The organism is Cohaesibacter intestini (assembly GCF_003324485.1).
In the GTDB taxonomy this organism is placed as follows: Bacteria; Pseudomonadota; Alphaproteobacteria; order Rhizobiales; family Cohaesibacteraceae; genus Cohaesibacter; species Cohaesibacter intestini.
This window is the reverse complement of record NZ_QODK01000003.1, coordinates 240,163-265,862: the sequence shown is the minus strand read 5'-3', so window position 1 is coordinate 265,862 and position 25,700 is coordinate 240,163. Positions and strand designations below refer to the sequence as shown.

Here is a 25,700-nt window from a genome sequence, read left to right as displayed (position 1 = left end):
CCTTTGGGGTTCGTTATTTCGTGAAGGTGGTGGACCAGTAGCGGTTGCCATTCTGGACGATGCGGTTACCACGCAGGTAACCGCAGGTCCGTGTCATGCGAATTTTCCAGTCCCGCGCACCATTGACGCCGTCATAGAGCACCATGAACATCTGGTTGCCACGACTATACATCTCATAGGTACGGTAGACATGTTTGCTTTCTTTTGGATCCCGCAGCGACACGCGCTCATACAGATGCATCCGGTCGCCTCTGACTTCACTCAGGGTTTCGAAGCTCCATTTGCTGTCCAACTGGCCCTTGGTGGCCTGACCGATTTCAAACCGAACCTTTTTGTCTGGAAAGCGATAGTCAATCCGCTCAATGCTGCTGCCATGCACGCTGAAACGATAATAGTGGCCTGCGGATTCATTGCCACCCTTGCAGTAGAAATTGCGGTTCTCGAATGCCTTCAGCACGCCCCCCGTGGCGTTGCCGGGCCCAGCCCACATGAAGAGAAAGCCAAAGGCCACCATGGCAAGACTTTTGCTCCAAACTCTCATTGTCCAATCCCCTTTTCTGCTGAACGGCGCACCGTCCTCTTTGATGGGTCAACGGATTTATTGACCCAGCGCCGCACAGTCATCGCTGGTTTCGCAATCGGCAACCTAGCAGAGGAATCTTTCACTTTCGTCAGAAAGAAACGTGAGGTTTGTGGCAAATTTGCCCTGAATTTGCAGAGAATTTGCAGAGAATTTGACTAAAATTGTAGGCAAAAGGCGCCACCGGTCACCCGTCGCCATAAGGCCTCACTGCCACGTTGCCTCGCTGCCGGTCCAACAATAGACCTTGTCCTGAGGCACTTCGAGCAGCGGAGCTTCATTGATGGGAATATTTTCCAGAATCTGGCGCAAAACCCGAAACGTTCCCCCGTGGGCAACGACGATCGAGGGGCCGGTCAGGGTTTCCAGCCATGGACGAATGCGGTCAGACAATTGGGCATAGCTTTCGCCGTTGGGAGGGCAAGTAGACCATTTATCCTTGGCGCGAGCCTTGTAATTGACCGGATCGTTTTTCTTGATTTCCTGCTTGGTCCACCCTTCCCAGTCACCAAAGGTGATTTCGACAAGCCTTGGATCAAAAACCGCACTGTTAGCCCAGGCAAGATCCTGCCAACCAGCGGCTTCAAGGATGCCTTCCAGCGTTTGGCGGGTGCGGGTCATCGGGCTGCAATAGAGCGCCATGGCACTGGGGTCGGATACCAGTTCGGACAGACGCTTGCCGTTTCGACGCGCTTCGCCCCGTCCCTTCTCATTCAACGGAATATCTCGCTGGCCCTGAAAGCGATATTGTGCGTTCCAGTCGGTTTGACCATGGCGGATGAAATAGAGTGGCGGGATGGACATCGTCTCTCCTAGCATCAACAAGAACGGATCCCGGCATGTCTTTCGTCTGCCGGTTAAGCGCGCCCCACTTTAGGCCAAAAAAAAGACCCGTGGTCAACAGGCAGTTTGCCGTGACCACGGGTCATTTCGTTTCTCATCCCTTGCCCATGCATGCCAGCTGGCAAGCTATGGCGGGCAGGATATCATTTTTCCGTCAGCCGGTGGTGATATCCGGTGCGTCAACAGCCTTCATGCCGACAATATGGTAGCCGGAATCGACGTGATGCACTTCGCCGGTCACACCACGGGAATAGTCCGACAGGAAATAGACTGCGGAATCCCCCACTTCCTCAATCGTGACGGTGCGACGCAGAGGAGAGTTATATTCGTTCCATTTCAGAATATAGCGGAAATCACCAATGCCCGATGCGGCCAGGGTCTTGATCGGGCCTGCGGAAATGGCATTGACGCGGATATTCTGCTTGCCAAGGTCTTCGGCCAGGTAGCGCACGGAGGTTTCCAGCGCGGATTTTGCGACACCCATGACGTTATAGTGTGGCATCACACGCTCAGCACCATAATAGGTCAGGGTGAGCATCGAGCCGCCATCCGTCATCAACTTCTCGGCCCGCTGGGCGATGGCGGTGAAGGAGTAGCAGGAAATGAACAAGGATTTTGAGAAATTCTCAGGTGACGTGTCGACATAGCGACCAGACAGCTCTTCCTTGTCCGCATAGGCGATGCAATGCACGACAAAGTCCAGCTTGCCCCATTCTTTTTCAATCGATTCAAAAACGGCATCAATGGAAGCGGCGTCCGTCACGTCACAATGCCCAGCCATAAAGGCGCCCAATTGATCGGCGAGCGGCTCCACGCGCTTTTTCAGCGCATCACCCTGATAGGTGAAGGCCAGTTCGGCACCGGCGTCCTTGCAGGCCTTGGCAATGCCCCAGGCAATGGAGCGATTGTTGGCGACGCCCATGATCAGGCCGCGCTTACCCTTCATCAATTGCGGTATATCAGACATAGAAATCCTCTTAACGTCATATGCGAGCGGTTCAGTCGCATCGGCGTGGCGCATTTGTTGCCACTGATGGAATGACACCAAACTTGAGACACGCCAAAGCTGCAACAGCACGGGCGCAGTGCTCAAGGTCAAGTCACCTTGGTAATGTGTGCGAGATACGCAGTTTTCTGAAAGAAGGAGCTGCGCTGGATGATTCCGGTGTGAACCACTTCGCCTTTAGTCCGGCTTTTATCCATCATGTGATGCCGAAAAAGCAATGCCAAAATGGACAGCCGATGAAGAGCTATGCTCAATCTTTGTTACAGTTTCTTAACCGCGTCATGGTCGAGCCACAAAAAAGGCAAAGGAACGAGACAATCGACTGGTCCGTGAAACAGGTTTGGCAACTGCCCTTAAATTGGGAGGGACAGGAAATAGACAAGTGAAACACTTCGTCTCAGCAGCGATGAAAGCGAGGGAGAACGCAGCCACAAACGCAATAAAGCCGGGTGCGGCCTGCACCCGGCTTTTGAGATCTTAAGCCAACTTCACTTGGGTAAAGTCGCCCCCTTCGCGAAGATATCAAGCGATCGCTGACATCCGGCGCTCTGGGCTTTCCAACTTTACCATATGGCCCGCAAGAATGCCCTTTACCGACAATTCCAGATGCTCCTTGATGTTGAAGTCACATCCGTTGTTGAGCCACAGCTGACCGATACCAAACAGCAAAGAAATGAACGTATTGCTCATGATTTCCGGCTGTGTGGAAGCAACAAGCTGCTTGTTTTCAATGGCCGCATTGCAAAGGCGCTGCAGGGCGAAAGACAGCTGCGTGATGGCGCATTTGTTGCCAGTCGGTCGCCGTTCTTCGCTGGCAATCTCGGCTTCCGCAGCAATGCTGCGTTGGCAGATCAATGTGAGCCAGACGCCCGGAGCGCGTTCAAAACCAACGCCCATTTGAACGACGACATCCTGCAAGAGATCGTATGGATCATTCCAACGTTCGGAATGACCGATCAGGCTTTTCAAGTCCTCGATCACACGCTTATTGGCTTCGTCCAGAATAGCCTGATGAAGTTGCTGTTTCGAACGGAAGTGACGGAAAATGGCAGGCTGAGAAATGCCAACCTTGTAAGCCAGTTCCGTTGTTGAGAGTGACAAATGGCCAGTTGTCGCGATGCAGTCAAAGGCCGCATTGACAATTTCCACCTGTCGATGAGCACTGTTCATACGCTGAACAGGCCTCTTTCGATTTGATATACCTAATGTAGGCATCCAGCTGTCCCCTTGCTGTGATGCAGTTATATTGTGCAACGCAATTGTATAGACAATCTTGGCAACTTTTCCAACTTTTCGTACCAATCCGTCTAAATTTGGTAATAATCGCATCATTTGTAGAACAAATTACGCGTCCTTCTGTGCGTAACTGGGTCAAAATCGATTACACTCATAAGGGTTTTCCACTATCGAACAATTGCGGGTTGCCCACTTCATCATATTGGTCATAAGTGATTCGATTTTAACTTAGCTAGAAGTGACACATTCTCCGGTGCGTTAAAAGACTTGACATCCAAAATCTAGCGACCCTAGGCCATATGTCGCGGCGGAAGAAAAAGTTTTAAAAGTTTAACTCGCTATTAACATACCTTTAGGTCAATCCTTGGACCCAAAAGCAGGCGCTCACCCTAGTCAATTATCCGGACCTGCCCGCCATTGACACTGCTCCCAATGACGAAGGGCTTTCGCCATGGATTGCTTACTGTAATTTGCTTCTGCTACATTTGAAACCAATCAGGGGCAGACGCAAGGCAATCCTCAGGTCTGCCTGTTCCCTCCCTTCTCCGGCACCCATCCGTGCCCACCGAGTGATCAGATCCGTGACAGATACTTCCCGTTCCTGCCAAGCTGTATCCTCTTTGGATCCAGCCATCATTGCCCAGTTTCAAACGCTGCTGGGTACTGCCAACTGCCTGACGGACCCAAGCGACATAGAAAGCTATTGCCGGGAATGGCGAAACAAGTTTTTTGGCGTCTGCCCTCTCGTTCTCAGACCAACAACCACTGAACAGGTCAGTGCCTGCATCAAACTCGCAAATGCGCTTGATGTTGCCATCGTGCCACAGGGGGGCAATACCGGGCTGGTTGGTGGACAGATCACGGATCGCACGGGGCGTCAGATTATTCTGTCAACCGAGCGACTGAACCGCATCCGGTCAATGGATCCCCTGAGCAATGTAGTGGTCGCCGAAGCCGGGGTGATACTGGAAACTGTCCAGATTTCAGCACAAGAAGTTGACCGGTTGTTTCCACTTTCACTCGGGGCGCAGGGCTCCTGCCAGATCGGCGGCAATCTGTCGACCAATGCAGGCGGCACAGCCGTTCTGGCCTACGGCAATGCCCGCGATCTGGTGCTGGGGTTGGAAGTGGTCTTGCCCGATGGCCGGATCTGGAATGGGTTGCGCAGTCTGCGTAAGGACAATACTGGATATGACCTCAAGCATCTGTTCATCGGAGCGGAAGGAACATTGGGCATCATCACGGCTGCATCGTTGAAGCTCTATCCCAGCCCGCGCGACCAGCAGGTCGGCTTCGTGGCGGTTGAAAGCCCGCAGCAGGCTCTCGAACTGTTCAATCTGGCGCAGTCCCATGCCGGGTCGATGTTGACCGGATTTGAATTGATGCCCCGTATGGGGGTGGAGTTTGCCATTCGCCATCTGCAGGGAGCACGGGACCCGCTGAGCGACAGCTATCCATGGTACTGTCTGCTGGAATTGTCCATTTTCTCAAACGCGGTTGACGGGCGCGCTCTGATCGAAGCCATTCTGTCCGAGGCCTTTGAGGCGGGCCATGTGGTTGATGGAGCCTTGGCTGAAAATAAACAGCAGGCGATGGACTTCTGGCATGTTCGCCATGGCATGAGCGAAGTGCAAAAGGAAGAAGGCGGCTCGATCAAGCACGATATTTCCGTGCCTGTCAGCGCCATTCCGGCTTTTCTTGATCAGGCTCTGGCAGCGTGCGAAGCAGCCATTCCGGGTTGCCGTCCGGTGGCGTTCGGTCATATGGGCGACGGAAATCTGCATTTCAACATCTCCCAGCCCGTGGGGGCGGACAAGGTGGCCTTTCTGGACCGCTGGGAAGAGATCAACGAGATTGTCCATGCCATCGTGATGGAGATGGGCGGTTCGATCTCCGCCGAACATGGCATCGGCACCTTGAAGCGGGATCTTCTGCCCGATGTCAAAGACCCGGTTGAAATGGAACTGATGCACCAGATCAAGGACCTGCTCGACCCGAAGGGCTTGCTCAATCCGGGCAAGATGCTTGCAGCCTCCCCAATCAAAGACAAGTGAAGATACCAATGACCAGCCTGATCATTCGTGAAGCATCAAAGCAAGACAGAGACGCGGTGATTGCCCTGTGGCGTGCCTGTGACCTGACACGGCCATGGAATGACCCGGACAATGATTTTGGCTTTGCGCTCGACAAGCCATCATCTCATATCCTGATCGCCTTCACGCCGGAGAACGGCTGTGATCCGACGCATGCTATCGGCACCATCATGGTCGGCCATGATGGCCACCGGGGATGGTTCTATTATCTGGCAGTTACTCCGGACCAGCAGGGACAGGGATTTGGAAAGCAGTTACTGCGGGCCGCCGAAGAGTGGCTGTTGGCCAAAGGCATCTGGAAAGCCCACCTGATGGTGCGCACGGGCAATGAAAAGGTGATCCGCTTCTATGAGGATCTGGGCTACAATGTGAGCGAAACGCAGGTGATGGAGCGTTGGATTGACCCGTCCAAGCGAGGCGACAACGCCTAGCGGACACGTCTCCCTTTTAGCGCATATGCGTCAGCTCTTGGGACCAAACAGGCTCAGGACCACCCAGATCGGCATGATCACCACCATGCCAACCAGCGTGTTGGGTACAGCCCAGATCACCAACCAGTTGATGGTCAGTTCGAGGGCATCTGTGAGCTGGTCGATATAGCTCGACATGCCGGGAAAGATGTCTTTTGTCGTAATGCCCAGAAATGTCAGTACGGTTCCGGTCACCAGCGACGCGAGCAGGGCCTTGCCCAAATTGGACAGCATTCTGGCAAAACGCATGGTCCTCTCCTCTCGTGCGGTTTTCTGATCAGAAATTGATGTCAAAGGCAGTCAGTCCAAACCACAGTGGGATTGGACAGAGGCCAGAGAAACGCTGATGCTGTCTTTGGGCCTTTCGTGCCATTGCCAAGGTAGCGTACCAGCGAAGAGGTAACCATCGGTTAACGATGAAGGCCACCCCTATATCAGAAATCACCCTTGGGAGTGAGGCGATCACCATCCGACGCGCTATCGCTCTGAAACAGCCCGTTGACAGCATCTCCGATGGCTTCTTTCAGCTTCTCTGTGGTGCTTTGTTCGGCCTGTCCTGCATCTGTTGGCGGGGTCTCCTCGACCACAATAACAGGGGCAGGCGCCTGATCAGTTGGTGATGTCAACGGCTGGCGGGAAGCGTCATTTGCTTCTGTCTCTGGCGCAGAGGTCAAGGCCGGTTCCAAATCTGAGGCTGGCGTCTGAGATGTTGCGGTTGTCTCTTGCTGCGCGGGGGCCTGAGGCTGTGCCTGAGTCGGTCGGCTCAGAACCGGCTCTGCCAGCGGACCCTTGAGGCGAAACGGAAGCTTTGTCGCGGCCTCATCCGTGGCGTGCGTTGCTGGATCCGCGCTGTCATAAAGCAACAGGGTCGCAGGGGCATCAACAGCCATGTCGGAGAGAGAGATACGTGCATCTCCCTTGATCGCCCGTTTGCCAGAGGTTAGCCGGACATCATTGAGATTGAGCGCCTTGCCCTGTAAGGCAGCTCGCACCGAGAGAACATCAAATTCAGTGCCACCCTGATAGAGGTCTTTGGTCGCCTGTTCACTCAAGGGATCTGCGGCATTCTTCAAACTGGTCTCAAGGCGATCAAGATTAAAGTGCTCAAAACCGCCTTCGGTGACCACAAGGGATATTTCCCCCGCAGCCTGATTGGCCATTTCGCGCACGGTCTGCCCTTCGCCCTCGACATCCAGTTCGACCAGCGTCGTGCCGGTGACAAATTCAGTGTTGGCAAGTTCGCGGGCAAAGGTGCCCGCCAGCACTCCATTGGCCTTGGCACGAAGATGGCCATACATGCTTTCGGGATTGCTTTTGGCAGGATGCAAATCGAGGCTGGCTTCCAGACGGCCACCATAGGCATAGGTTTCCCCGATGGAAAAAGCCAGCTGGCTGTTGCGGGTGACAAGCGACGCCGCCGTCCGGCCAAAGCGCAAAGGTGCGGCCAGAAGGTTGTCCGTGGAGAGGCGTATATCGAGATCGGTGCGCAACAGATCCTCAGCGGAGACACTGATATCGAGCAACGAGCGGTCCTGATCAAAATAGGCCAGATATGGGCCGAGATCCAGTCGATCACTGGCCAGCGTGCCTTGCACCATCGGGCGATCACGGCGGAAATCAAGCTGTATCACTCCATCGGCACGCTGATCATCGAGGCTCAAGGTCATGTCCGAGAAAGACACGGATGCATCGACGGAATTGGCCCGCGCCTTCAAGGCAGCAGGCCCAAAGCCTGCACCGGGAGGCAACGGCTTGCCCAGCCAGTTGAGCAATGCGCGCAACGAAGTGGTCTCGAAGGCGAAATCACCCTCCAGCTGCAATTGCGCCATGGTGGCGGCCGAGCCATCAAGGGACGCTTCAAACATGGGCGACTTGATTGCCAGCGAGACCGGAGACAGGCCACCTCCAAACAGATCCATCGGATTGCCGGAGCGAACGGAATAGTTCACTGGCTGCTCACGCCATACAACGGAGCCATTCAAAGACGCGGCTTCCCCGGTATTTGGCCAATCAAAGGAAAGATTGATCGCGTCGAGCTGTTCGTCCCATCCGGTTTTGTGATCCTGAATGTGGGCACTGCCATTGGTGATGACAAAGCGGCCAAGGGAAATGTCGGACAGTTTCAGGCGACCATCGTCGGGGTCGTTGGAAATCAGCGAACCGCCGGTCATGTCCCATGAGGTTTGCCCCGCTTGATTGCGCACAAACTCGAATTTCGGATTGTCCAGATGGAAACGCCGCACCTGAAATTTGCCGATCAGCATCGGCAACCAGTACATTTCAGCCCGCAACACCTCCATCGAAACCAAATCGGGCTCATCAAGGCCGATGCGGGAGGCAACCTGCACATTCTTCAGCTTGAAGGTGATATAGGGAAAGACCGTTACGATGGGTTCGCCGCGGACAATAACCGGCAGGCCCATCCAGTCGGAAATCTGGCGCGAAATCTGGTTTTTGACCACCTGCGTGTTGATCAGATGAGGCGTTGCGACAATCAGCCCTATCAACATGATGAGGAAGGCCGAAAATGTCCAAAAAATCCTGATACGCAACGTCCGCGACATGGAACTGCCGTCCTTTCCCCACTGTGCTGCAATCGGTAGCCGCAAATCCTCAGTACCGACGCCTATCGCAGCCTCTCTCCTTCTGACCTGCCCTGCCCGGCTGCTTGCTGCAACTCTGGTGCAAAACAGGCTGCCAAGAGTCGGATGCGGATGCAAGGACAGACAAGGCAAGGATGTCTTCTTGACTCAATAGCGCTCCGCTTTCAGGGATACAAGCGCAAAGCCCTGTCGGGGGCGATATAGTGCTGAATTTGTGGAGCAATCCGGGCATTTTGCGGTTGCTTACCGGCGGGCAGCCCGACGCATTCGAGGTGTTCGAGTGCTGGTGCGAGACGCGCGGTGCCGGGCGCGGCTGTTGAGGGTCTTTTCGAAACGGGCATGCCGGAAGAGCGGTAGAGATGGCACTCTTGGGAAGTCGCGACGGTCAAAGGCAAGATGCTTGCGATCACATGCCTTCTCCTGCTCCTTGAGCAGTTTCTTGACCTGACGGGTCAATGTTCGACATTGTCGCTGCGGGGCAAGACGGGTGGCCTGACGCACAAAGCGCCGTGCGCAGGAGAGATAGATCTGGCGATGCCGCTCCTCGTGACGGCGAGCAAATGCCCGAAAACTGCGCCAGGCATATTTTGTTTTGCGATCCTGTTTGCGTGCCTCCATGGAACGGGGCAGCGTCATGATGAAGCGAATGCTGAGATGCACACGCTTGACCTTACACCCCTTGGGAGATTTGGCCGTTGCGGTTTTCAGCTTGTAACGTGGCCTGATGTTGGCCATTGCAGGGCCATTGTCACCGCGGAACGGGCGCCTTTTCATGTATGAGACCAGCTGCCCCGGCGTGGTGCCATAGACACGATAGTCCCGCACCTCGGTCTTCTCTTCGATTTTTGCGGCCAAGGCGGCCGAAGGCGATATCAGCGATACAAAGGTGGCAAAGACACAGTGCAAGACACCCCAAAAAGCCCAGAGCCCCATCCGGTTCATTGTTTGACTCAATGTCTGGCCCAACTTGAAGCGAAGACCCATTGTCGAGCCACTGATTGGCATTGATCTGGTCATCATGCGCCGGCCCTCTCCCGATGCCGTCTTTCATTTAACCGGCAAAAAACATGATGGGTAAAGACAAGCGGCTGCTGTTTCTGGTCACGAATGCGTGAGTTTTCTCGCTTTTTGCCTTTCTGGAAACGCAAAAGCCCGCACGGCAGGAGCAGCGCGGGCCAAGTTTGGTCAGAATGTGGGAACGCCGTGTCAGTTCTTCAAATCAATGATCAGGTTGGCGTCGGTTTTCGCCTCGACTTCATCGACAGTGACGTCTGGTGCCAGCTGGATCAGCGCAAGCCCGTCCGGGCGCACTTGCATCACACCAAGATCGGTGATGATCAGATCGACAACGCCCTTGCCGGTCAGTGGCAAAGTGCATTGCTTGAGGATCTTGCTCTCACCCTTCTTGTTGGTGTGGTCCATCACGACGACGATTTTCTTGACGCCAGAGACCAGATCCATCGCACCGCCCATGCCCTTGACGAGCTTGCCGGGGATCATCCAATTGGCGAGATCGCCATTTTCCGCCACTTCCATTGCCCCCAGAACCGACAGGTCGATGTGACCGCCACGGATCATGCCGAAGGACTGGGAGGAGGAGAAATAGGATGAGCGCTTCAGTTCGGTGATGGTCTGCTTGCCCGCATTGATCAGGTCGGCATCCACTTCATCTTCGGTCGGGAACGGCCCCATGCCGAGCATGCCATTCTCCGACTGGAGGGTGATTTCCTTGTCGCCGACATAGTTGGCAACAAGGGTGGGAATGCCAATGCCGAGATTGACGTAAAAGCCGTCCTGCAGTTCCTGCGCTGCGCGTTCGGCCATTTGATCGCGTGTCCATGCCATATCCGTCTCTCCCCTTAGCTGGCACGTACAGTGCGTTGTTCGATGCGTTTTTCATGCTCACCCTGAATGATGCGCTGAACGAAGATTTCAGGGGTATGGATGGCCATTTTGTCGAGAGAGCCGGTGTCGACAATTTCCTCGACCTCAGCCAAGGTCACCTTGCCAGCCGTCGCGCATTCGGGATTGAAATTCATGGCGGTCTTGCGGTAGGTCAGATTGCCCTTCTCATCACCGCGCCATGCCTTGACCAAAGCCAGATCGGTCTTGATGCCGCGCTCGAGAATGTAGGTTTCGCCGTCAAAGTCCTTGTGTTCCTTGCCCTCGGCAATGATCGTGCCGACACCGGTTTTGGTGTAAAAGCCCGGAATCCCGGCTCCGCCAGCGCGCAGACGCTCGGCCAACGTGCCTTGGGGATTGAATTCAAGCTCCAGCTCGCCAGACAAATATTGGCGCATGAATTCGGCATTCTCCCCAACATAGGAAGACACCATCTTCTTGATCTGGCGGGTTTTGAGCAACAGGCCCATGCCAAAATCATCAATGCCGCAATTGTTTGAGACAACCGTGATGTCCTTTACGCCGGTTTCGCGCAAGGCCAGAATGAGATTCTCCGGAATGCCGCACAAGCCGAAACCACCGACAGCGATTGTCATGCCATCGAATACCAGCCCTTCCAGCGCTTCAGCAGCGCTGGCATAAACCTTTTTCATTGTGTTCTCCCACATTCGACCCGGCGCTCCTGCTAGCGGAGCTTGCCGGATCTAACTCCTGTTTCCGGTTCATTGACGTTTCACTGGACTCAGCCGCTCATCGAGATACGATGATGGAAGCCAGCGTGACAGCCCAAGATGACAAACGAAGGCTCTTGTCATAGTGGTAATTTCCCGCTCACTTGCTTTGTCCTTTGTTGTCCCCAACCGTCCATCCCGGCGGCAAAAGAGGCAAAATGACTTGCGAACCGGAGCGGTGACAGACTTACAAGTGTTTGTCCAATTTACAAGCCCGGATTGATCCAGATTCATCTAAAGGCCGAGACGGTTTACCTTTTTCCCTTCGCTAGGTGAACCGAGTAACAAATTGTTTCGAATATTAGAAATCAAATAAAATTTTATGTTCTCCGCAAGCGAGAATACATATAAACTGGAACTACAATGTCAGGGCGCATTCTGGTCCCCAAGCGCCTAGAGGAATGGTGAGGAATATGACCTGACTTGTGAAGCGGCTGGCGATAAGGTCGTGCATTCCGTCAACTCAATAACCCGGCTTTGCCGGGTTGCCTTTTTCCCGCCAGTTCCCTTGATGGCCAAGCAGGTGCCACCTCTGCACTGCAGCGCCAAAGACCTAGTTCGCGTGCGACCTATTGGCTGTGCGTGACAAAAGGATCACCGGCACGATGCCGACCAGCACGATGGAAAGCGCGGCCAACGAGCCCTTCTCAAAGGCTTCAAGCGACGCCTGACCATAGACCAACGTGGCCAATGTGTCGAAATTGAACGGGCGGAGCAAGATGGTGGCGGGCAGTTCTTTCATCACATCGACAAAAACCAGCAACGCGCCGGAGATCAAAGCCGGACGGATCATTGGCAGGTCGATTTCGATCAGCGTACGCATGGGCGAGCGACCAAGGGTTCTGGCTGCGGCCTCGAGGTTGGGCGATATGCGTTGCAATCCGGTTTCCCCTGCCCCGTAAGACATAGCCATGAAGCGCACGCAATAGGCATAGAGCATCGCTGCACCAGAACTGATGATGATCAGCCCGGTGGCGATGCCGAACCATTGTTTCATGGTCGAAGCGATAAAATTGTCCAGCATGGCAACCGGAATGAGAATGCCCACGGCAAGCACGGTGCCGGGCACCGCATAGCCAATGGCCGAGGTGCGGGTGATGGCTTCGGCAAGTTGGCTTTTCTGGATGCGCGCGACATAGGCAAGACTGGTGCCGATCATGGTAGTCAGGATCGCCGCAGCTGTCGCCAGAAACAGGGAGTTGCCCATTGCCGAAAGAAAATCGGCTGTCAGATTGTCTTGCCAATTGAGAAATACCGAGCGGGTCAGCACCATCGCAGGCAGGAGAAAGCCGAGAAAAATCGGCAGAGCGCAGATTGCCACAGCGCAGGCGCCGCGAAGCCCGGTCAGGTGGAAGCTGGGCAAGGCCTGATAGCGACGGGTGGTTACCGCAAAGCGCTGCTGTCGTCGGCCATTGCGTTCCAACCACAAAAGCATCAGCACAAACAGCAGCATCACGGTCGAAATCTGCGCAGCTCCTGCAAGGCTGGAGCGGTTCAACCATGTGTCATAGACACTGAAAGTCAGGGTCTTGACCCCGAAAAACTCGACCGCTCCAATGTCATTGAGGCATTCCATCATGGCAAGCGTCACCCCGACCACGATGGCCGGGCGGGCAAGCGGCAGAGCAACAGCAAAGAACAGACGGATTGGCCCCGCTCCCAAGGTGCGCGAGACATCCAGCGCACAGGCCGACTGAAGCAGAAAGGTCGCCCGGGTGGTCAGATAGATATAAGGGTAGAGCACCAAGCTCATCACGAGGATCGCACCGGGTAGGCTACGAACTTCGGGAAACCAGTAATCGCGGGCATTCTTGAAGCCAAACAGCCAGCGCAAGGCACTTTGGGCCGGGCCGGAATAGTCCAACAGCTCGACCGAGGCATAGGCGACGATATAGGTGGGAATGGCCAGTGGAATCAACAGGGCCCACTGAAAGATGGCGCGACCGGGAAAGCGGCACATGGTCACCAGCCAGGCGGTCGAAACCCCGATCAGCATTGTCAGGCTGCCCACCCCGAGCATCAGCCAGAAGGTGGTCATCACCGAACGCGGCAAGACGGTAGACACGAGATGCGGCCAGACATCCCCGGCATCACCAAAGGCAATGATGACAAGCGACAGGATCGGAGCGACGACCAACAGGGTCAACAGGCACAAAAGGCCCCACCCCACCGCGCTCTGCCGTGTCACAGCGACCAGTCGCCAGAGGCCGGGCGTTGCCACGGCGGGCTGATCGACAGCGTCTGGCACGGGATCTTGAGAAAAGTGGGGCACAGGCCGGTCTCGTCGCGACTATTGTTGATTGTTACATACATCTTATAGGGATATTTGCAAAGAAAGATCAAGGCAGGCCGATCCTTTTTGCGATCAAACAAACCTCAACAATAAGTTCGAGAAGGTGGCCAAAAAGAAAGTGCCACGATGTCGGGAGACATCGTGGCACTTACACAAAACGCTTGCCGGAGGGAGTGTTTGAAAGGGACCAGCTTTCAAAGACCTTTGGCCGGACAAGTTCATGTGCAAATCCCACAAGTCATCTCACCGAGGTGAGATATGTGCTGCGAATGCTGCCAGTACGGTGATCGGTTGAAGGGCAAAGGGACCAGCTCTGCTATTCATCACCGCATGCGGGACTTCGGGGAAGTGCGCTTTCCAGACGACTGGATGCAAGAGGACCAGAAATGCATCCAAATCTGTCAAGCGCTATTGGAGAAAAAGAGCTCATACCCCCGTGATCATAGGACCAGTATGACATCGGGGCTGTCACAAAGCGTGACACAAACTCTTTTTTCCAATTCTTTAAAACTCCTTTGATTGCCGTTCTTGTCTCCCCATTCCCGCCGGCTTTGTCATCGAGGCAACAAAGGACAGCAGGAATGGTGGAGTGAAGAAGCGTGACCGATCAGTTCGGCCCCGCATCAAAGTCGACAATGTCGACCAACTCGGATGCCTTTGTGCGCGCATCTGCAATCTTGTTCAAAGAGATCGTGTCAGCCTTGAATGAGCCCCATGACTTGACCAACTTCGAAGGTTCGACGCTTTCAAGCACCGGATATTCGAAATTGACTTCCGCATAGAGATGCTGAGCTGCGTCCGAGGCCAGATATTCCATCAACTTGATGGCATTGTCCTTATTGGGAGCGTATTTGGCCAACAGGACGCCGGAAATGTTGACGTGGGTACCGCGATCTTCACTGTTGGGGAACAGGATGCGTACCGACTCGGCCCAGTCTTTCTGTTCAGGCTCTTTGTCGTTGGTTTGCATCTGGCCCATATAATAGGTGTTGCCCAGAGAAATGTCGCACTCGCCTGCATAGATGGACTTGACCTGCGCACGATCATTGCCGGTTGGGCGGCGCGCCAGATTGGCCTTCACCCCTTCAAGCCATGTCTTGGTTTCCTCTTCGCCTTTGTGGGCGATCATCGAGGCAATCAGGCCGATGGTATAAACATGCTGACCGGAGCGGGTGCAAATACGGCCTTTCCATTTCGGATCTGCCAGCTCTTCATAGGTGATGCTGGTCTGTTCAACCCGTTCCTTGGAGGCATAAATCACACGGGCACGCGTGGTCAGGCCGAACCATTGGCCGTCGACATCGCGATACTGAGCGGGAATATTGGTTTCCAGCACGGCATTTTTTACCGGCTGGGCCACGCCCTCAAGCTTGGCGCCATTCAACTTGCCAATATCGACGGAGAGCAGCAGGTCGGCAGGGCTGTTCTCGCCCTCTGCTTTCATGCGGGCTTCCAGACCCTTCTTGGCAAAGATAACGTTGGTCTGGATACCGGTTTCCTTGGTGAAGGCTTCCAGAATCGGTTCGATCAGAAAGGGCTGACGGTAGGAATAGATATTGACCTCGCCAGCGGCCAATGCAGGCAGGGATGCACTCACCCCCAGTGTCGCAGCCAGTGCTGCAAGCATTGTCTTTTTCATGTCTCTCTCCAACGAATGGGTTAAAGGCCCAAGATCGGATGCTTGAGCCTGCCAGTTTGGTTTGGCGATTGGCTCTCACCTGAATTGTTATGGCCTCAAACTGATGCGAATGGTTCTCAAAGTCAAATCGAAAGTTCTAACAAAACAGTAAGTTACGATATTAAGAAAGAGAAACATATTAAAATTTTTCCAAGTAAGTTGAATAAACCCTTTTGATTGTTGGGTTTCATTTTCAAGTTATCCATGTCGACAGGTGTCGGATTAATTGTTGAAAAACATACTCAGATTTAATTTCCCTCGGACATTTGTCACCCCAAGCGTGTCAAAGCCACAGCCGCTTTAGCAAGAAAAATGCGGTTGAAGGCCGACAAAACAAAAAAAGGAGCGCGACCAAGGTCGCGCCCCTTCTCTAAGGAATTTAGGTCCCCACTTAAATTCCTTCCAAACCAAATGCAGCCTGTTCCGGCGCAATATTGGTTCGATGATCCTAAAATGATCATGGGAGATGAATTTACTCTGAAGAATCTCCTTCAACAAGATCGTTTGTTCAATTTCTTTCATTTTTTTACGCAATTTTGACAAGCGTAGAAATTTTTAGAGATTTGTAGCAGTCTTTACGACATAAATCACTTCACACTTCCCCGCATTTCTACGTAGATCGCAGAAAACCCGCAGGCAAAGACGGTTAGGACGAAAAATTTTGTCATAGGCATTGACAAGCATTTGCGGTAAGCAACGACCAATTGAATGCGGAGACTCTGATGCCCAAACCCAAACAGCCCCCAAGAGCATGGCAAAGGATGTTGTCTGGACGACGCCTTGATCTTCTCGACCCTTCTCCATTTGATGTGGAGATCGAGGACATCGCGCACGGTCTGGCGCGCGTTGCCCGCTGGAATGGACAGACGGTTGGCAATCATCCCTTCTCTGTCGCCCAGCACAGCTTGATTGTCGAGGCGGTCATGCGACAGAAATTTCCCGACATGCCCGCTGACGCAGCGCTGCTGGCCTTGTTGCATGACGGCCCGGAATATGTCATCGGCGATATGATTTCTCCCTTCAAATCCGCCATCGGGGAAGGCTACAAAGCCATTGAAGCCAAACTGGAGGCTGCAATCCATTTGCGGTTTGGCTTGCCTGCCCATCCCAATCGGGAACTGAAGCGCCAGATCAAGAGTGCCGATCATGTGTCTGCCTATTTTGAGGCGGTGCATTTGGCCGGATTTGATAAGGCCGAGGCGGAAATACTCTTTGGCTCCCCCAATGGCATTGACCCCAGCGATCTGCCGATTACCCCCTGGAGCACGCAAAAGGCCCAGACAGCTTTTGTTGAGCGGTTCCACCAATTGCATGATCAGCTTAAGTAGCCGTTTGCCCTTGTCGGACTCTGATCTGACCTCCCATCGAGCGCCGCTCGACGCCGCATGAAGCTTGATGCGACCAAAGGGCTAACTTCCATCTTGGGCGATTGTCGTAGAAAAGCAGTATGGTGCTTTTTCCAGTCCCGGAAAGCTGCCCAACCCGATTGATGCCTGAGCCCGGAGGCCAAACCATGCTTTATGTCTGCTCGCTGTCGAAACTTCAGCAAGTTGTCGATGACGTCAAGGCGACCCATCTGGTTACGGTGCTCAACCCGGAAATGGATATGGAGCGCCCGACCGGCATTGCGCCTGAACGGCATTTGCGTCTCAGTCTGAATGACATTGCTGCCACCCTGCCCGGCTTCAAGCTGGCGTCTGAACAGCAGGTGCAGCAACTGATCGACTTTGTTCACGCATGGGACCGGACCACGCCACTGGTTGTCCATTGCTGGGCCGGGGTCAGCCGCTCGACGGCGTCGGCCTATATTGCCGCTTGCAGCCTGCGACCTGATCTGAGCGAAATGGAGCTGGCCAAGGCCTTGCGCGAAGCCTCACCACGCGCGACCCCCAATTCGCATCTGATCGCACTGGCCGATGCGTTGATGGGGCGCGACGGACGCATGGTCGATGCGATTGAATCGATTGGTCGCGGTGCGGATTGTTATGAAGGCAATATCTTTGCCATGCCACACATTCCGGCATCGGGTGTAACAATCGCCTCGGCAGCAGATGCCCAAGCTCCTTTGCTCGCATCCACCGTATGAGCTGATCATCGATCTTTGCCTTTTCCTGCCCATGCTTTTGCTTATAGTTTGGGATATGGATTCGCCCCGCTTCGGCGCTGGGCGGATCGCATATGCAAGAGGCCATACGCATTGTGACCAATCCAGTCCCTTCTTCACCGACCCATCCGATTTCGGTGGGTTTGAATGCAGCAATCATCGCCATGCATGGCACCATGCCGTTGATTCTGGAGGTCGATCCGGCATTGGTCGGTCAGCCAGCAAAACCCCCTGCCGCTGTTCCACTCCACCAAGATGACAAAGAAAGACGTGGTGGCCTTCCCTTTGGCCCGTTCGACCCTTTGCACCACCGCACACTGGAAACCGGTCTGCGCAGCTGGGTTGAACAACAAACGGGCCTTAAGCTTGGCTATGTGGAACAGCTCTATACCTTTGGGGACAGGGGACGGCGCACCGAGGAAGGCAGCAACAGTCCGCACGAAGTATCCATTGGATATCTGGCGCTCACCCAGCTCTATCGGGACAGGGATGACAGTGCGGCAGAGGAACGCAGTGATTTGCAGGCCCCTGTCGGAGGGCGATGGCACAGCTGGTATCGCTATTTCCCTTGGGAAGATTGGCGTGAGGCCCGCCCGGCCCTGTTGGATTCCCAGATTTTGCCAGCTCTGCAGCAATGGGCAAAAGGGGCGTCAGATGATGGCAACAAGGGCCTCAGCCCAAAGCAGCGCCTACGCCTGTCCTTCGGACTTGATGGAGCTGTGTGGGATGAGGAACGGGTGCTCGACCGCTATGAGCTGCTCTATGAAGCGGGGCTGGTGGAAGAGCATTATCGGGACCGGGGTCTGTCGCCTTCAACTGCCGAGGGATTGCTGTTCGGTCAGCCGCTGCAAATGGATCATCGCCGCATTCTCGCCACGGCTATTTCGCGAATGCGGGCCAAATTGAAATATCGCCCGGTCGTGTTCGAGCTGATGCCGGGCAGTTTCACCCTAACCGAGCTGCAAAGCACGGTCGAGGCGATTTCCGGGCGTCGCCTGCACAAGCAGAATTTCCGCCGGTTGGTGGAGCAGGCGGAGTTGGTGGAACCGACCGGGGCCAGTGCCACCGCCACGGGCGGGCGTCCGGCCAAATTGTTTCGCTTCCGCCGGTCGGTGATGGCAGAACGCCCTGCCCCGGGTCTACGGCTTGGTAGCTCAGGCAGTTCGGGGGGCGTATGAGGGTCAGTTCATGAAGAAAGCCCGCAAACCATCGCAAGGTGCCTTGTTCGATCTACTGGCAGACGGGCCGAATTTCAGCCTTGAGCAGGCAGCAATGAAACGCTCGGGCGGCTCCGTCGCCGGCGTGGATGAAGTAGGGCGCGGCCCGTTGGCAGGGCCAGTGGTGACCGCAGCCGTGATCCTTGATCCCAATGCCATCCCGAAGGGACTCAATGATTCCAAGAAACTCAGCGAGAAGAAACGCGCCGTCCTGTTTGACCAGATCTGCCTTAGTGCCCATGTGTCAATTGCCTCGGCGTCGCCGGGCCAGATTGATGCGCTGAACATTCGCGGAGCGACCTTGTGGGCGATGGTTCGGGCGCTCAATGGTCTGAGCCTGTCGCCTGCCTATGCTTTGTTTGATGGACGGGACGTTGCCCCCGGAGCCCCCTGCCCCGGCGAAGCGGTGATCAAGGGCGATGGACGGTCGTTGTCGATTGCGGCCGCCTCGATTGTTGCCAAGGTGGCCCGCGACCGGATGATGATGCGGATTGGCAGACAATTTCCCGGCTATGGCTTTGAGAGCCATATGGGCTACGGCACCAAGGCGCATATGGAAGCACTGGATCGGCTTGGCGTTTGCCAGCACCATCGCCGATCCTTCAAGCCGATTGCCGATCGGTTGACTCCGCTGGAGAATGAAAAGCTGTAAGGCCCTCACCAACCGCCGCCGCCACCACCGCCACCGCCGCCGCCGGAAAAACCGCCACCACTGGAGCCAGATGACGAGGAAGCAGGCGGGGTCATGGCGCTGGCGAGATTGGTGCCAAGGGTTGTGGTCATGGCTGCCAGTGCCGCGGTTGGTCGAGCGGTATCGAAGCGACCGCTATGCCAGCGCGGACGATAGGTCTTGTCCGGTGGCAGTTGCGAGAAGACCTTGTCTTCAAACGCCTTGGACCAGCTTTTCTCAACCCCAAGCCCAATCGCATAAGGCAGCAGGTCCTCGTAAAGCTGGGGTGTGAGGTCTGGCATGTCGGCATGCTCCGCCTGTTCGGCGACAGTCACGGTCATGAAGAGCCGCAGACCTTCCACCTCGTCGAGCACTTCACGGCCCTGCTTGGTGGGGGCCTTCATCCAGTCGTTGAACAGATAGAGTGCAATGATCATCGCCACGATGAACGGCACGGGCAGCCAGTCAATATTGATTATGTTGACGGTTTCATCGCCCGTCACCACGGTAAAAATGGTGCCAAAGAAGATGATGACAAAGAAGGGAAGCTGAAAGAGTGAGCTGACTTTCTTCTTGCCCTTGAGAACTTTGGTGATGCCAATGACAATTGCCAGCACACCGGTGGTGCAGCCAGCGGCAACCAGTTCGAGCAGCGGAAAATTGAAGGGCGGCGCCCAGAGAACAGACGCCACGCAATAGCCCACCAGTCCGAGAATGGCGATGATGAAACCCGGCACCATGTAGCCGCTATTGCGACGGAAATAGACCTGATCGGTTTCCGCATCGACGGCACTGATGAAGGCAGACATGATGCCCGCCATGGTCTTATAGGACAAATTGGCAAAGGTCCGGCGCGTCTCGGATTCAAACAGTTTGGCAAACAGCGCCTTCTGCCCGGCGGGCAAGCGGTTGGGATCACCCTTGCCGGTCTTTTCAACGGCCACGTCATCACTGGTGCTGTCGATGGTCAGATAGCCCTTGATGGCGAGATCCACCAGGGCCGCCATGAAACTGGCCTGCTGACTTTTGGCAAAGGACCCAAGGCCTGACACATAAGACGCAATGGCCGGAGAAATGCCCTTGGGTGGGTGGTAGAGCGGAATGATCGCGCCGCCTTGCGGATCGCGCCCGACCTTCTTCCAAGCATAGTAGAGCCAGCGCAACTGGGTGACCAACGCCACCAAAAGGATCGCCAATGGGCTGTTGTCATACGCCGTTTCGACCATCTTTTCGGTCTCTGTGGGAGCGGGCACAATGCCCTTTTGCCAAGCGACAGCAATCGTCATGCCCTCACGGGCCGCAAAGGGACGGGTGGAGCGGACCGTGACCTGGCGGTCTGAACGATTGACGACTTCATAGTGATCGGATTGCGCCCCTTGACCACCGGTATAGAAGGCCTGTCGCTGGATTTTGGCCCCATCTGGCAGCTGGACCGAGACTTGGGCCTGATCAATACCAAAGGGCCATTCGGTGCCGATGGCGTTCCAGTAGATCTCGTCATAATTGTCGAAAAAGCCAATGGAATCCGATACGCTGTAACGGATCTCATAGGTGTGCAGGCCATGTTGCAAAAAGACATCGGCGCTACCGATCCTCAGGCGCACATATCGGCCTTCATGGGACAAGTGATAGGGTTCGCGGCGACCGTCACGCTGAATGCTCTTCACATCGAGATCGATATAGACCGTTTCGCCCAGCTTGCCGCGATAGCGCACCGGAATGTCCCGCAACAGACCGCGCTTGAAGACGTTGCCTTCGACATTGATGGTGATGGTTTCGACAATATCGACCGTGCGGTCCTGATTGACCGACAGGGATACCTTGTAGTTGGTGATCCGCTCACCCCGTTGGGCATGAGCATCCAATGGGGCCACAAGAAACGCAAGGACCAGAGCGATCAGTGGCAAAAAGGAACGCATCGCGCGAGCTGTTGTTGGAAACATGGCAAGATAGGGACCAAGCCCCTCTCCCTGCAAAGGATTATTGACCCGCATTGAGCCAATGCGGACCTGTCAAAAATTCACATTGGCTCGCCCGTCTCGTCCGGCAAAGCAAAATGACAGACGCAAGGGCCGCAATGCGGATCCTTGCCCCTTTGTTGTGTGTCAGAACTGGACCTGTGGTGTTGCCCGGTCGGCCTCATTTTCCAGTTCAAAATAGTCACGCTTGTAGAATTGGAAAAATTTGGCAATCAGATTGGAAGGGAAAGATTCCACCAGCACATTGAGATTGCGAACGGTACCATTGAAATAGCGGCGTGCGAGCTGGATTTCATCTTCAACGCTCGCCAGTTCCTTCTGCAAATTCTGAAAGCCTTCATTGGCTTTGAGGTCAGGATAATTCTCAGCGACTGCCATCAGATTGACCAGCGCCTTGGAGAGATCCCCTTCTGCCTGCGAACGCTCGGCGGCCCCACCGGATGCCGCACCTGCAGCACGGGCACGCATTTCGGTGACCTTTTCCAAAGTCTCACGCTCATGCCCCATATAGCCCTTTACGGTCTCGACCAGATTTGGAATGAGATTGGCCCGCCGTTTCAACTGGACATCGATCCCGGACCAACCCTCATCAGCCATCTGGCGGTTTTTCACCAGCTTGTTGTAGATTGAAACCGCATAGAAGCCCACGAGCACAAGCACGCCTAGCAAGACCCAACTGATGGACATTTCTTTTCTCCCCTTTATTGCATGACCCATTGGGTCAATCGTGCCAAGGAGATTAACGGACACGGAGCAAAGTGCAAGTGACAGTTGACCGACACTCTCAAAACCCTGCAGCGGTTGTCCGAGCGCCTTTCCTTTCGCCGCTTTTCTATGGCATAGATCGGAAATGCGGTTGCCTTCGTATCATAAAAAGCAACATCGGCAAGGAAGGCAAAGCTTGTGGGAAGCACCGTCGGGGAGAGAGAGCATGATCCAGCAAACCAAACAGAATCACCGTCCACTTTTCAGGTCACATTTTAGGTTGCATCGCCTTTTCCAGAGAGCCGGCACGGCCTGTATGGTTATTTTGTCACTGGCATTGTTCACTTTTACCGCCACGACCGGAGAACCTGCCATGTTGCTGGAAGATCATCCACTTGCCGACACGATCTGGTCAGTTGCCACAGGCAAGCAGATCGACAAACAAGCCCTGTTCGAAGCCATCAAGGCCAAGGATTATGTGATGATAGGCGAGAAGCATGACAATCCGCTGCATCACCAAAGGCAGACCATGCTGGTGCGTCATCTGCGAGAGACCGGCGCGAAGGGGCAACTTGTTGCGGAAATGGCCGAACAGCGCCATCAGTCGGCTCTCGACACGGCTTTGCCCGACCATCTTGATCAATTGGGTGACGCAATCGAGTGGGAGAAAAGAGGCTGGCCCGCCTGGACCCTCTATCAACCAATTTTTGCCGAGGCCCTAAAGGCGGGTATGGCACTGAAGGCAGGCAACCCGGATCGGGCGACCCTGATGGATGCGGGCAAGGGAGAGGAACTGGACGCCGCCTTGCTCAAAGATCTGAGGTGGGAGCGCGATTATGCTCAGACTCAACGGGATGATCTGCTCGATGAGTTGGTCGATGCCCATTGCGGCATGATGGGTCGGGATGCCATGCAGCCGCTGGTGACCATGCAAAAGCTCAAGGATGCTTTCATGGCCCGTGCCCTGCGTCAGGGGCGAGAGGCAGGCGATGTTGCCATCCTGATTGCCGGCAATGGGCACACCCGCAAGGATCGCGGCGTCGCAATGTTCCTTGACGATGCAGACAAAGTCGTCTCCGTTGCCCTGATCGAAGTGGTCAGAGGTGAGACCGATGCCTCAAGCTACCCCTCCTTTGACCCTGCCCTGTATGATCATGTCTGGTTCACCCCGCGTTTGGATGAAATTGACCCGTGCGAAAAGTTCCGTGCGCAGTTGGAGGCGATGAAGTCCAAAATGAAGGCAAATGGGACAAATGCCGGGGGCAGCAAGGCGGACAAAATCCACTAGCATAGATCGCCAACTCTGTTGGCTCGCCTCCTTGCAGGGCGAAGATCCAATCCTAAGTTGTACAAATGCAAATTAAAAGTTGTGTATAAAATTTCCGCAATTCATGCAAAATTCTCTGCAAATTGCCGTCACCGACACCTTGATTTTCAGACAAACCGGGACTTTTCAGGTGTCAACCTAACTGGGTTCATTCTGTGCAATTTTGGTTGTTGAAACTTTTTTGAAAACCCCTGATTTGCCTCCATATTTCCAAAAACTTCGTCTTTAACGTATTGAAATTTATAATAATTTCAAAATTCAATAAAAACCTTTGGATTTATAGTTTAAATTTATCTCAAACATGTAAATGTGATAATATTCCCATGATTTAGTCTATATTTGTCTAAATTACAGAAAACACGTCTATCTCTTAATATAATATTAATTAATTTTCTTTGACAACGTCTCGATTATTAGCTTTTATCATCTTGCGGCCCAACGAAAATTATAAGGGCACAATTTTTTTTTGGGAGAACCGATATGACCATTCACACTACCAACCTCGCTTTGGCTGCCGTTCTGGCAGCAGCTACTGTCGCAACCGCCGTTGGCTTTTCGTCCGACGCTGAAGCTCGCACTTTCACGGCCGATCGGTACGTCAACCGTGACAAATGCTACAAAGTGGAAAAAATTCCGCAGCTTATCGAATATGACACAAAGGGCATTTTTGTTCGTGGTGCCAGCCGTTCCTGGTCAGGCAACATGCGCCGGGGTGGTTCCATCGTGACCAACAAGTATAATGACCCGGTCTATATCCGCACTGTTCGCGTGCTTGAAGATCAGCATTACACGCTGATCCCGACCAGCTGCCGTTAATCCATTGACTGCCCCGGGCGCCAGTCTGGTGCCCGGGGCATATGCTCTCGTCCATGCTGCCTGTTCCGGTAGCCGCATCAATCACTGGGTGGAGAGATTTGTTTATGCTTATTGCCCATTTTCATTCCATGACTGCCAAGCTGCATTGCAAGCACATCCCGGCCCTGTTCGCCAATCGGATGAACACCCCACAGCGCGTGAGTTCCTCAGCCGAACGCTCCCCCGTTAAGACCCGCTGGGTTGGTGCGGCTACGCTGTTGTTCGCTGCCTTGGTGATGTTTCCTTCCCCTCAGGCCCTTGCCCAACAGCAAGCCCAAGAAGGTCAGGACGAACCGGACGAGCGCGATCTGAAATTCGCTTTCACAACAACCTTGGGAAGCGATGAAGACGGTGAGCTGGACTCTCAAGACAAGGACATCCCAGATCTGTCCGATGGAGACTTGCTTTCGGGAAGTGACCTATTGAAACGGCTTGACGCCAATGACATATCCCCCGGCACGGCAATGTTGAGGGATCACAGCCTGGCGGCCTATATTCTGCACCCTGTGTCAGGCAAGAGCTTTGAGCTGCAAATCGGAACTTGCAAGGCACTTGACTATGCCACAGGTGAACCCCCCTATCCGCAGCAAGTCCAATGTGACAAGGATCTCTATTCTTATCGCGCCGGACCGCACGGGGTGGAAATCCTGATCAACAACGAACTCTTCTTCGACATTCCTCTTGATGAGGGGGATTATCGCCTGAACGGCGTCGATGTCACCTTCACAACGCCCCCTTCCGACAAGCCGGGCGAGGATGTGCCAGACAAGCCAAAGGGTTAACGCGCGTTCGGATCTCAATTCTGAAGTGCGATGGCCCAATTGCGCATGGCTTCGGCTTCCGCCGATTCAGATTGGTAGGATGATCTTGCCGTCCCAGATTCCATGGCAGACATGGTTCCGAACAGGGCCAGCACATAATTAGGGATTGGTCGGTAGACAGTCATTGGATGCGGGTCCGGGCTGTAACGGATAAAATCCCCCTTCTGGCAAATTTCATCTTTCGGCAGTCCCTCGATCACCCGCGTGTAACACCAGGTCGACTTTTGCTTCGTCACTTGAATGTAGGATTCATTCGGCTGGGTGAGCGGCGCTTGGGGACGATCGGGCTTGGTTGCGCAGGCGGATACCAGAATGGCTGCGCCCAGACATGCGGCCCTTGAAGCCACCCTCTTCCAATTTTTGCGCCGCACCGTCACAACATTTGCCTCGCTTTGCACCTGTCCAAGACAGACCCCGCTCCATTCGGATTCGGGGCATCATGTCTTAACCAGTAGTAAGCAAGTATGGTTAACAAAAGCTTGCATTGTTGCAATTTGCAAGACCATGGCCAAGGTCACAACATTTCAATAAATTCAATTAATTGAATATTAAGACTTTCTAGCCCTTTGGTTCGAAAATTCAAACAT

The 25,700-nt window shown here is 54.4% G+C and carries 24 protein-coding genes; 10 read left to right on the top strand and 14 right to left on the bottom strand.

All coding sequences use genetic code 11. The annotated features are described in order from the left end of the window. Positions 1-13: 13 nt before the first annotated feature. The 3 genes from DSD30_RS11950 to fabI form a co-directional block, all read right to left on the bottom strand. Entirely contained in the window at positions 14-541 is a 528-nt protein-coding gene (locus tag DSD30_RS11950; RefSeq protein ID WP_138148715.1) for a hypothetical protein, read from the bottom strand. A gap of 246 nt (positions 542-787) precedes the next feature. Further along, positions 788-1,384 (bottom strand): histidine phosphatase family protein, encoded by a 597-nt coding sequence (locus DSD30_RS11945; RefSeq protein WP_245418457.1) that lies wholly within the window; start codon positions 1,382-1,384, stop codon positions 788-790. Between the two features lie 193 nt (positions 1,385-1,577). Further along, entirely contained in the window at positions 1,578-2,390 is an 813-nt protein-coding gene (gene fabI, locus DSD30_RS11940; RefSeq protein ID WP_114009920.1) for an enoyl-ACP reductase FabI, read from the bottom strand. 83 nt (positions 2,391-2,473) lie between these two features. On the opposite strand from fabI, the gene DSD30_RS11935 reads away from it, so the two are divergent. Beyond that, entirely contained in the window at positions 2,474-2,815 is a 342-nt protein-coding gene (locus DSD30_RS11935; RefSeq protein WP_138148717.1) for a hypothetical protein, read from the top strand. 136 nt (positions 2,816-2,951) lie between these two features. Here DSD30_RS11935 and DSD30_RS11930 read toward each other — a convergent pair whose 3' ends face one another. After that, the gene (locus tag DSD30_RS11930) at positions 2,952-3,761 is read right to left on the bottom strand and encodes a TetR/AcrR family transcriptional regulator (protein WP_114009918.1); all 810 of its coding nucleotides are present in this window, start codon (positions 3,759-3,761) and stop codon (positions 2,952-2,954) included. Between the two features lie 485 nt (positions 3,762-4,246). Here DSD30_RS11930 and DSD30_RS11925 point away from each other — a divergent pair, with 485 nt between their 5' ends. Next, complete coding sequence (locus tag DSD30_RS11925) at positions 4,247-5,719, top strand: FAD-binding oxidoreductase (protein ID WP_245418456.1); 1,473 nt, start codon at positions 4,247-4,249, stop codon at positions 5,717-5,719. Between the two features lie 8 nt (positions 5,720-5,727). After that, entirely contained in the window at positions 5,728-6,189 is a 462-nt protein-coding gene (locus DSD30_RS11920) for a GNAT family acetyltransferase (RefSeq protein ID WP_114009916.1), read from the top strand. 30 nt (positions 6,190-6,219) lie between these two features. Here DSD30_RS11920 and DSD30_RS11915 read toward each other — a convergent pair whose 3' ends face one another. From DSD30_RS11915 to DSD30_RS11880, 7 genes are all read right to left on the bottom strand, one after another. Then, positions 6,220-6,477 carry a hypothetical protein gene (locus tag DSD30_RS11915; RefSeq protein WP_114009915.1) on the bottom strand — a complete coding sequence of 86 codons (258 nt, stop codon included), beginning with the start codon at positions 6,475-6,477 and terminating at the stop codon, positions 6,220-6,222. Between the two features lie 185 nt (positions 6,478-6,662). Beyond that, positions 6,663-8,792 (bottom strand): AsmA family protein, encoded by a 2,130-nt coding sequence (locus DSD30_RS11910; protein ID WP_114009914.1) that lies wholly within the window; start codon positions 8,790-8,792, stop codon positions 6,663-6,665. A gap of 282 nt (positions 8,793-9,074) precedes the next feature. Next, positions 9,075-9,851 carry a DUF922 domain-containing protein gene (locus DSD30_RS11905; RefSeq protein WP_114009913.1) on the bottom strand — a complete coding sequence of 259 codons (777 nt, stop codon included), beginning with the start codon at positions 9,849-9,851 and terminating at the stop codon, positions 9,075-9,077. A gap of 186 nt (positions 9,852-10,037) precedes the next feature. After that, positions 10,038-10,676, bottom strand: a complete 639-nt coding sequence (locus tag DSD30_RS11900) for a 3-oxoacid CoA-transferase subunit B (protein ID WP_114009912.1) — start codon at positions 10,674-10,676, stop codon at positions 10,038-10,040. Positions 10,677-10,690: 14 nt separating this feature from the next. Beyond that, positions 10,691-11,386: a CoA transferase subunit A gene (locus DSD30_RS11895; RefSeq protein ID WP_114009911.1), complete on the bottom strand. Its 696-nt coding sequence runs from the start codon at positions 11,384-11,386 to the stop codon at positions 10,691-10,693. A 631-nt stretch (positions 11,387-12,017) separates the two neighbouring features. Beyond that, entirely contained in the window at positions 12,018-13,736 is a 1,719-nt protein-coding gene (locus tag DSD30_RS11890) for an ABC transporter permease (RefSeq protein WP_245418455.1), read from the bottom strand. A 628-nt stretch (positions 13,737-14,364) separates the two neighbouring features. Next, positions 14,365-15,396, bottom strand: a complete 1,032-nt coding sequence (locus DSD30_RS11880) for a Fe(3+) ABC transporter substrate-binding protein (RefSeq protein ID WP_114009909.1) — start codon at positions 15,394-15,396, stop codon at positions 14,365-14,367. 800 nt (positions 15,397-16,196) lie between these two features. Between DSD30_RS11880 and DSD30_RS11870 the strand changes: the two genes are divergently transcribed. The 4 genes from DSD30_RS11870 to DSD30_RS11855 all read left to right on the top strand — a co-directional run bounded on the left by DSD30_RS11870 (position 16,197) and on the right by DSD30_RS11855 (position 19,408). Continuing rightward, positions 16,197-16,763, top strand: coding sequence for a YfbR-like 5'-deoxynucleotidase (locus DSD30_RS11870; protein WP_425359462.1), 567 nt, complete (start codon positions 16,197-16,199; stop codon positions 16,761-16,763). 119 nt (positions 16,764-16,882) lie between these two features. Beyond that, complete coding sequence (locus tag DSD30_RS11865) at positions 16,883-17,521, top strand: tyrosine phosphatase family protein (RefSeq protein ID WP_342635047.1); 639 nt, start codon at positions 16,883-16,885, stop codon at positions 17,519-17,521. A 92-nt stretch (positions 17,522-17,613) separates the two neighbouring features. Continuing rightward, on the top strand, positions 17,614-18,717 hold the full coding sequence (locus tag DSD30_RS11860) for an NUDIX hydrolase (RefSeq protein ID WP_114009906.1): 1,104 nt from the start codon (positions 17,614-17,616) through the stop codon (positions 18,715-18,717). Positions 18,718-18,727: 10 nt separating this feature from the next. Continuing rightward, positions 18,728-19,408 carry a ribonuclease HII gene (locus DSD30_RS11855; protein ID WP_114009905.1) on the top strand — a complete coding sequence of 227 codons (681 nt, stop codon included), beginning with the start codon at positions 18,728-18,730 and terminating at the stop codon, positions 19,406-19,408. Positions 19,409-19,413: 5 nt separating this feature from the next. On the opposite strand, the gene DSD30_RS11850 is transcribed toward DSD30_RS11855, so the two are convergent. Both DSD30_RS11850 and DSD30_RS11845 read right to left on the bottom strand, forming a co-directional pair. Further along, the gene (locus DSD30_RS11850) at positions 19,414-21,345 is read right to left on the bottom strand and encodes a DUF2207 domain-containing protein (protein WP_157967676.1); all 1,932 of its coding nucleotides are present in this window, start codon (positions 21,343-21,345) and stop codon (positions 19,414-19,416) included. A 186-nt stretch (positions 21,346-21,531) separates the two neighbouring features. Continuing rightward, positions 21,532-22,092 (bottom strand): LemA family protein, encoded by a 561-nt coding sequence (locus DSD30_RS11845; protein WP_114009903.1) that lies wholly within the window; start codon positions 22,090-22,092, stop codon positions 21,532-21,534. A 391-nt stretch (positions 22,093-22,483) separates the two neighbouring features. Between DSD30_RS11845 and DSD30_RS11840 the strand changes: the two genes are divergently transcribed. The 3 genes from DSD30_RS11840 (at position 22,484) to DSD30_RS11830 (ending at position 25,074) form a co-directional block, all read left to right on the top strand. Continuing rightward, positions 22,484-23,398 (top strand): ChaN family lipoprotein, encoded by a 915-nt coding sequence (locus tag DSD30_RS11840; protein WP_157967675.1) that lies wholly within the window; start codon positions 22,484-22,486, stop codon positions 23,396-23,398. 519 nt (positions 23,399-23,917) lie between these two features. Next, positions 23,918-24,253 (top strand): hypothetical protein, encoded by a 336-nt coding sequence (locus tag DSD30_RS11835; protein ID WP_114009901.1) that lies wholly within the window; start codon positions 23,918-23,920, stop codon positions 24,251-24,253. 104 nt (positions 24,254-24,357) lie between these two features. Further along, positions 24,358-25,074 (top strand): hypothetical protein, encoded by a 717-nt coding sequence (locus DSD30_RS11830; protein WP_114009900.1) that lies wholly within the window; start codon positions 24,358-24,360, stop codon positions 25,072-25,074. Positions 25,075-25,088: 14 nt separating this feature from the next. Here DSD30_RS11830 and DSD30_RS11825 read toward each other — a convergent pair whose 3' ends face one another. Further along, the gene (locus DSD30_RS11825) at positions 25,089-25,460 is read right to left on the bottom strand and encodes a hypothetical protein (protein ID WP_157967674.1); all 372 of its coding nucleotides are present in this window, start codon (positions 25,458-25,460) and stop codon (positions 25,089-25,091) included. Positions 25,461-25,700: the final 240 nt, after the last annotated feature.

What these genes read in the sequence shown, in the direction of transcription:
- DSD30_RS11840 (WP_157967675.1), top strand. Translation starts at nt 22,484, where the DNA reads ATGTTGCTGGAAGATCATCCACTTGCCGACACGATCTGGTCAGTTGCC.
- DSD30_RS11930 (WP_114009918.1), bottom strand. Translation starts at nt 3,761, where the DNA reads ATGATGCGATTATTACCAAATTTAGACGGATTGGTACGAAAAGTTGGA.
- DSD30_RS11860 (WP_114009906.1), top strand. Translation starts at nt 17,614, where the DNA reads ATGCAAGAGGCCATACGCATTGTGACCAATCCAGTCCCTTCTTCACCG.
- DSD30_RS11835 (WP_114009901.1), top strand. Translation starts at nt 23,918, where the DNA reads ATGACCATTCACACTACCAACCTCGCTTTGGCTGCCGTTCTGGCAGCA.
- DSD30_RS11830 (WP_114009900.1), top strand. Translation starts at nt 24,358, where the DNA reads ATGCTTATTGCCCATTTTCATTCCATGACTGCCAAGCTGCATTGCAAG.
- DSD30_RS11950 (WP_138148715.1), bottom strand. Translation starts at nt 541, where the DNA reads ATGAGAGTTTGGAGCAAAAGTCTTGCCATGGTGGCCTTTGGCTTTCTC.
- DSD30_RS11870 (WP_425359462.1), top strand. Translation starts at nt 16,197, where the DNA reads ATGTTGTCTGGACGACGCCTTGATCTTCTCGACCCTTCTCCATTTGAT.
- DSD30_RS11895 (WP_114009911.1), bottom strand. Translation starts at nt 11,386, where the DNA reads ATGAAAAAGGTTTATGCCAGCGCTGCTGAAGCGCTGGAAGGGCTGGTA.
- DSD30_RS11845 (WP_114009903.1), bottom strand. Translation starts at nt 22,092, where the DNA reads ATGTCCATCAGTTGGGTCTTGCTAGGCGTGCTTGTGCTCGTGGGCTTC.
- DSD30_RS11920 (WP_114009916.1), top strand. Translation starts at nt 5,728, where the DNA reads ATGACCAGCCTGATCATTCGTGAAGCATCAAAGCAAGACAGAGACGCG.
- DSD30_RS11880 (WP_114009909.1), bottom strand. Translation starts at nt 15,396, where the DNA reads ATGAAAAAGACAATGCTTGCAGCACTGGCTGCGACACTGGGGGTGAGT.
- DSD30_RS11905 (WP_114009913.1), bottom strand. Translation starts at nt 9,851, where the DNA reads ATGATGACCAGATCAATGCCAATCAGTGGCTCGACAATGGGTCTTCGC.
- DSD30_RS11850 (WP_157967676.1), bottom strand. Translation starts at nt 21,345, where the DNA reads ATGCGTTCCTTTTTGCCACTGATCGCTCTGGTCCTTGCGTTTCTTGTG.
- DSD30_RS11945 (WP_245418457.1), bottom strand. Translation starts at nt 1,384, where the DNA reads ATGTCCATCCCGCCACTCTATTTCATCCGCCATGGTCAAACCGACTGG.
- DSD30_RS11915 (WP_114009915.1), bottom strand. Translation starts at nt 6,477, where the DNA reads ATGCGTTTTGCCAGAATGCTGTCCAATTTGGGCAAGGCCCTGCTCGCG.
- DSD30_RS11900 (WP_114009912.1), bottom strand. Translation starts at nt 10,676, where the DNA reads ATGGCATGGACACGCGATCAAATGGCCGAACGCGCAGCGCAGGAACTG.
- DSD30_RS11865 (WP_342635047.1), top strand. Translation starts at nt 16,883, where the DNA reads ATGGTGCTTTTTCCAGTCCCGGAAAGCTGCCCAACCCGATTGATGCCT.
- DSD30_RS11910 (WP_114009914.1), bottom strand. Translation starts at nt 8,792, where the DNA reads ATGTCGCGGACGTTGCGTATCAGGATTTTTTGGACATTTTCGGCCTTC.
- DSD30_RS11855 (WP_114009905.1), top strand. Translation starts at nt 18,728, where the DNA reads ATGAAGAAAGCCCGCAAACCATCGCAAGGTGCCTTGTTCGATCTACTG.
- fabI (WP_114009920.1), bottom strand. Translation starts at nt 2,390, where the DNA reads ATGTCTGATATACCGCAATTGATGAAGGGTAAGCGCGGCCTGATCATG.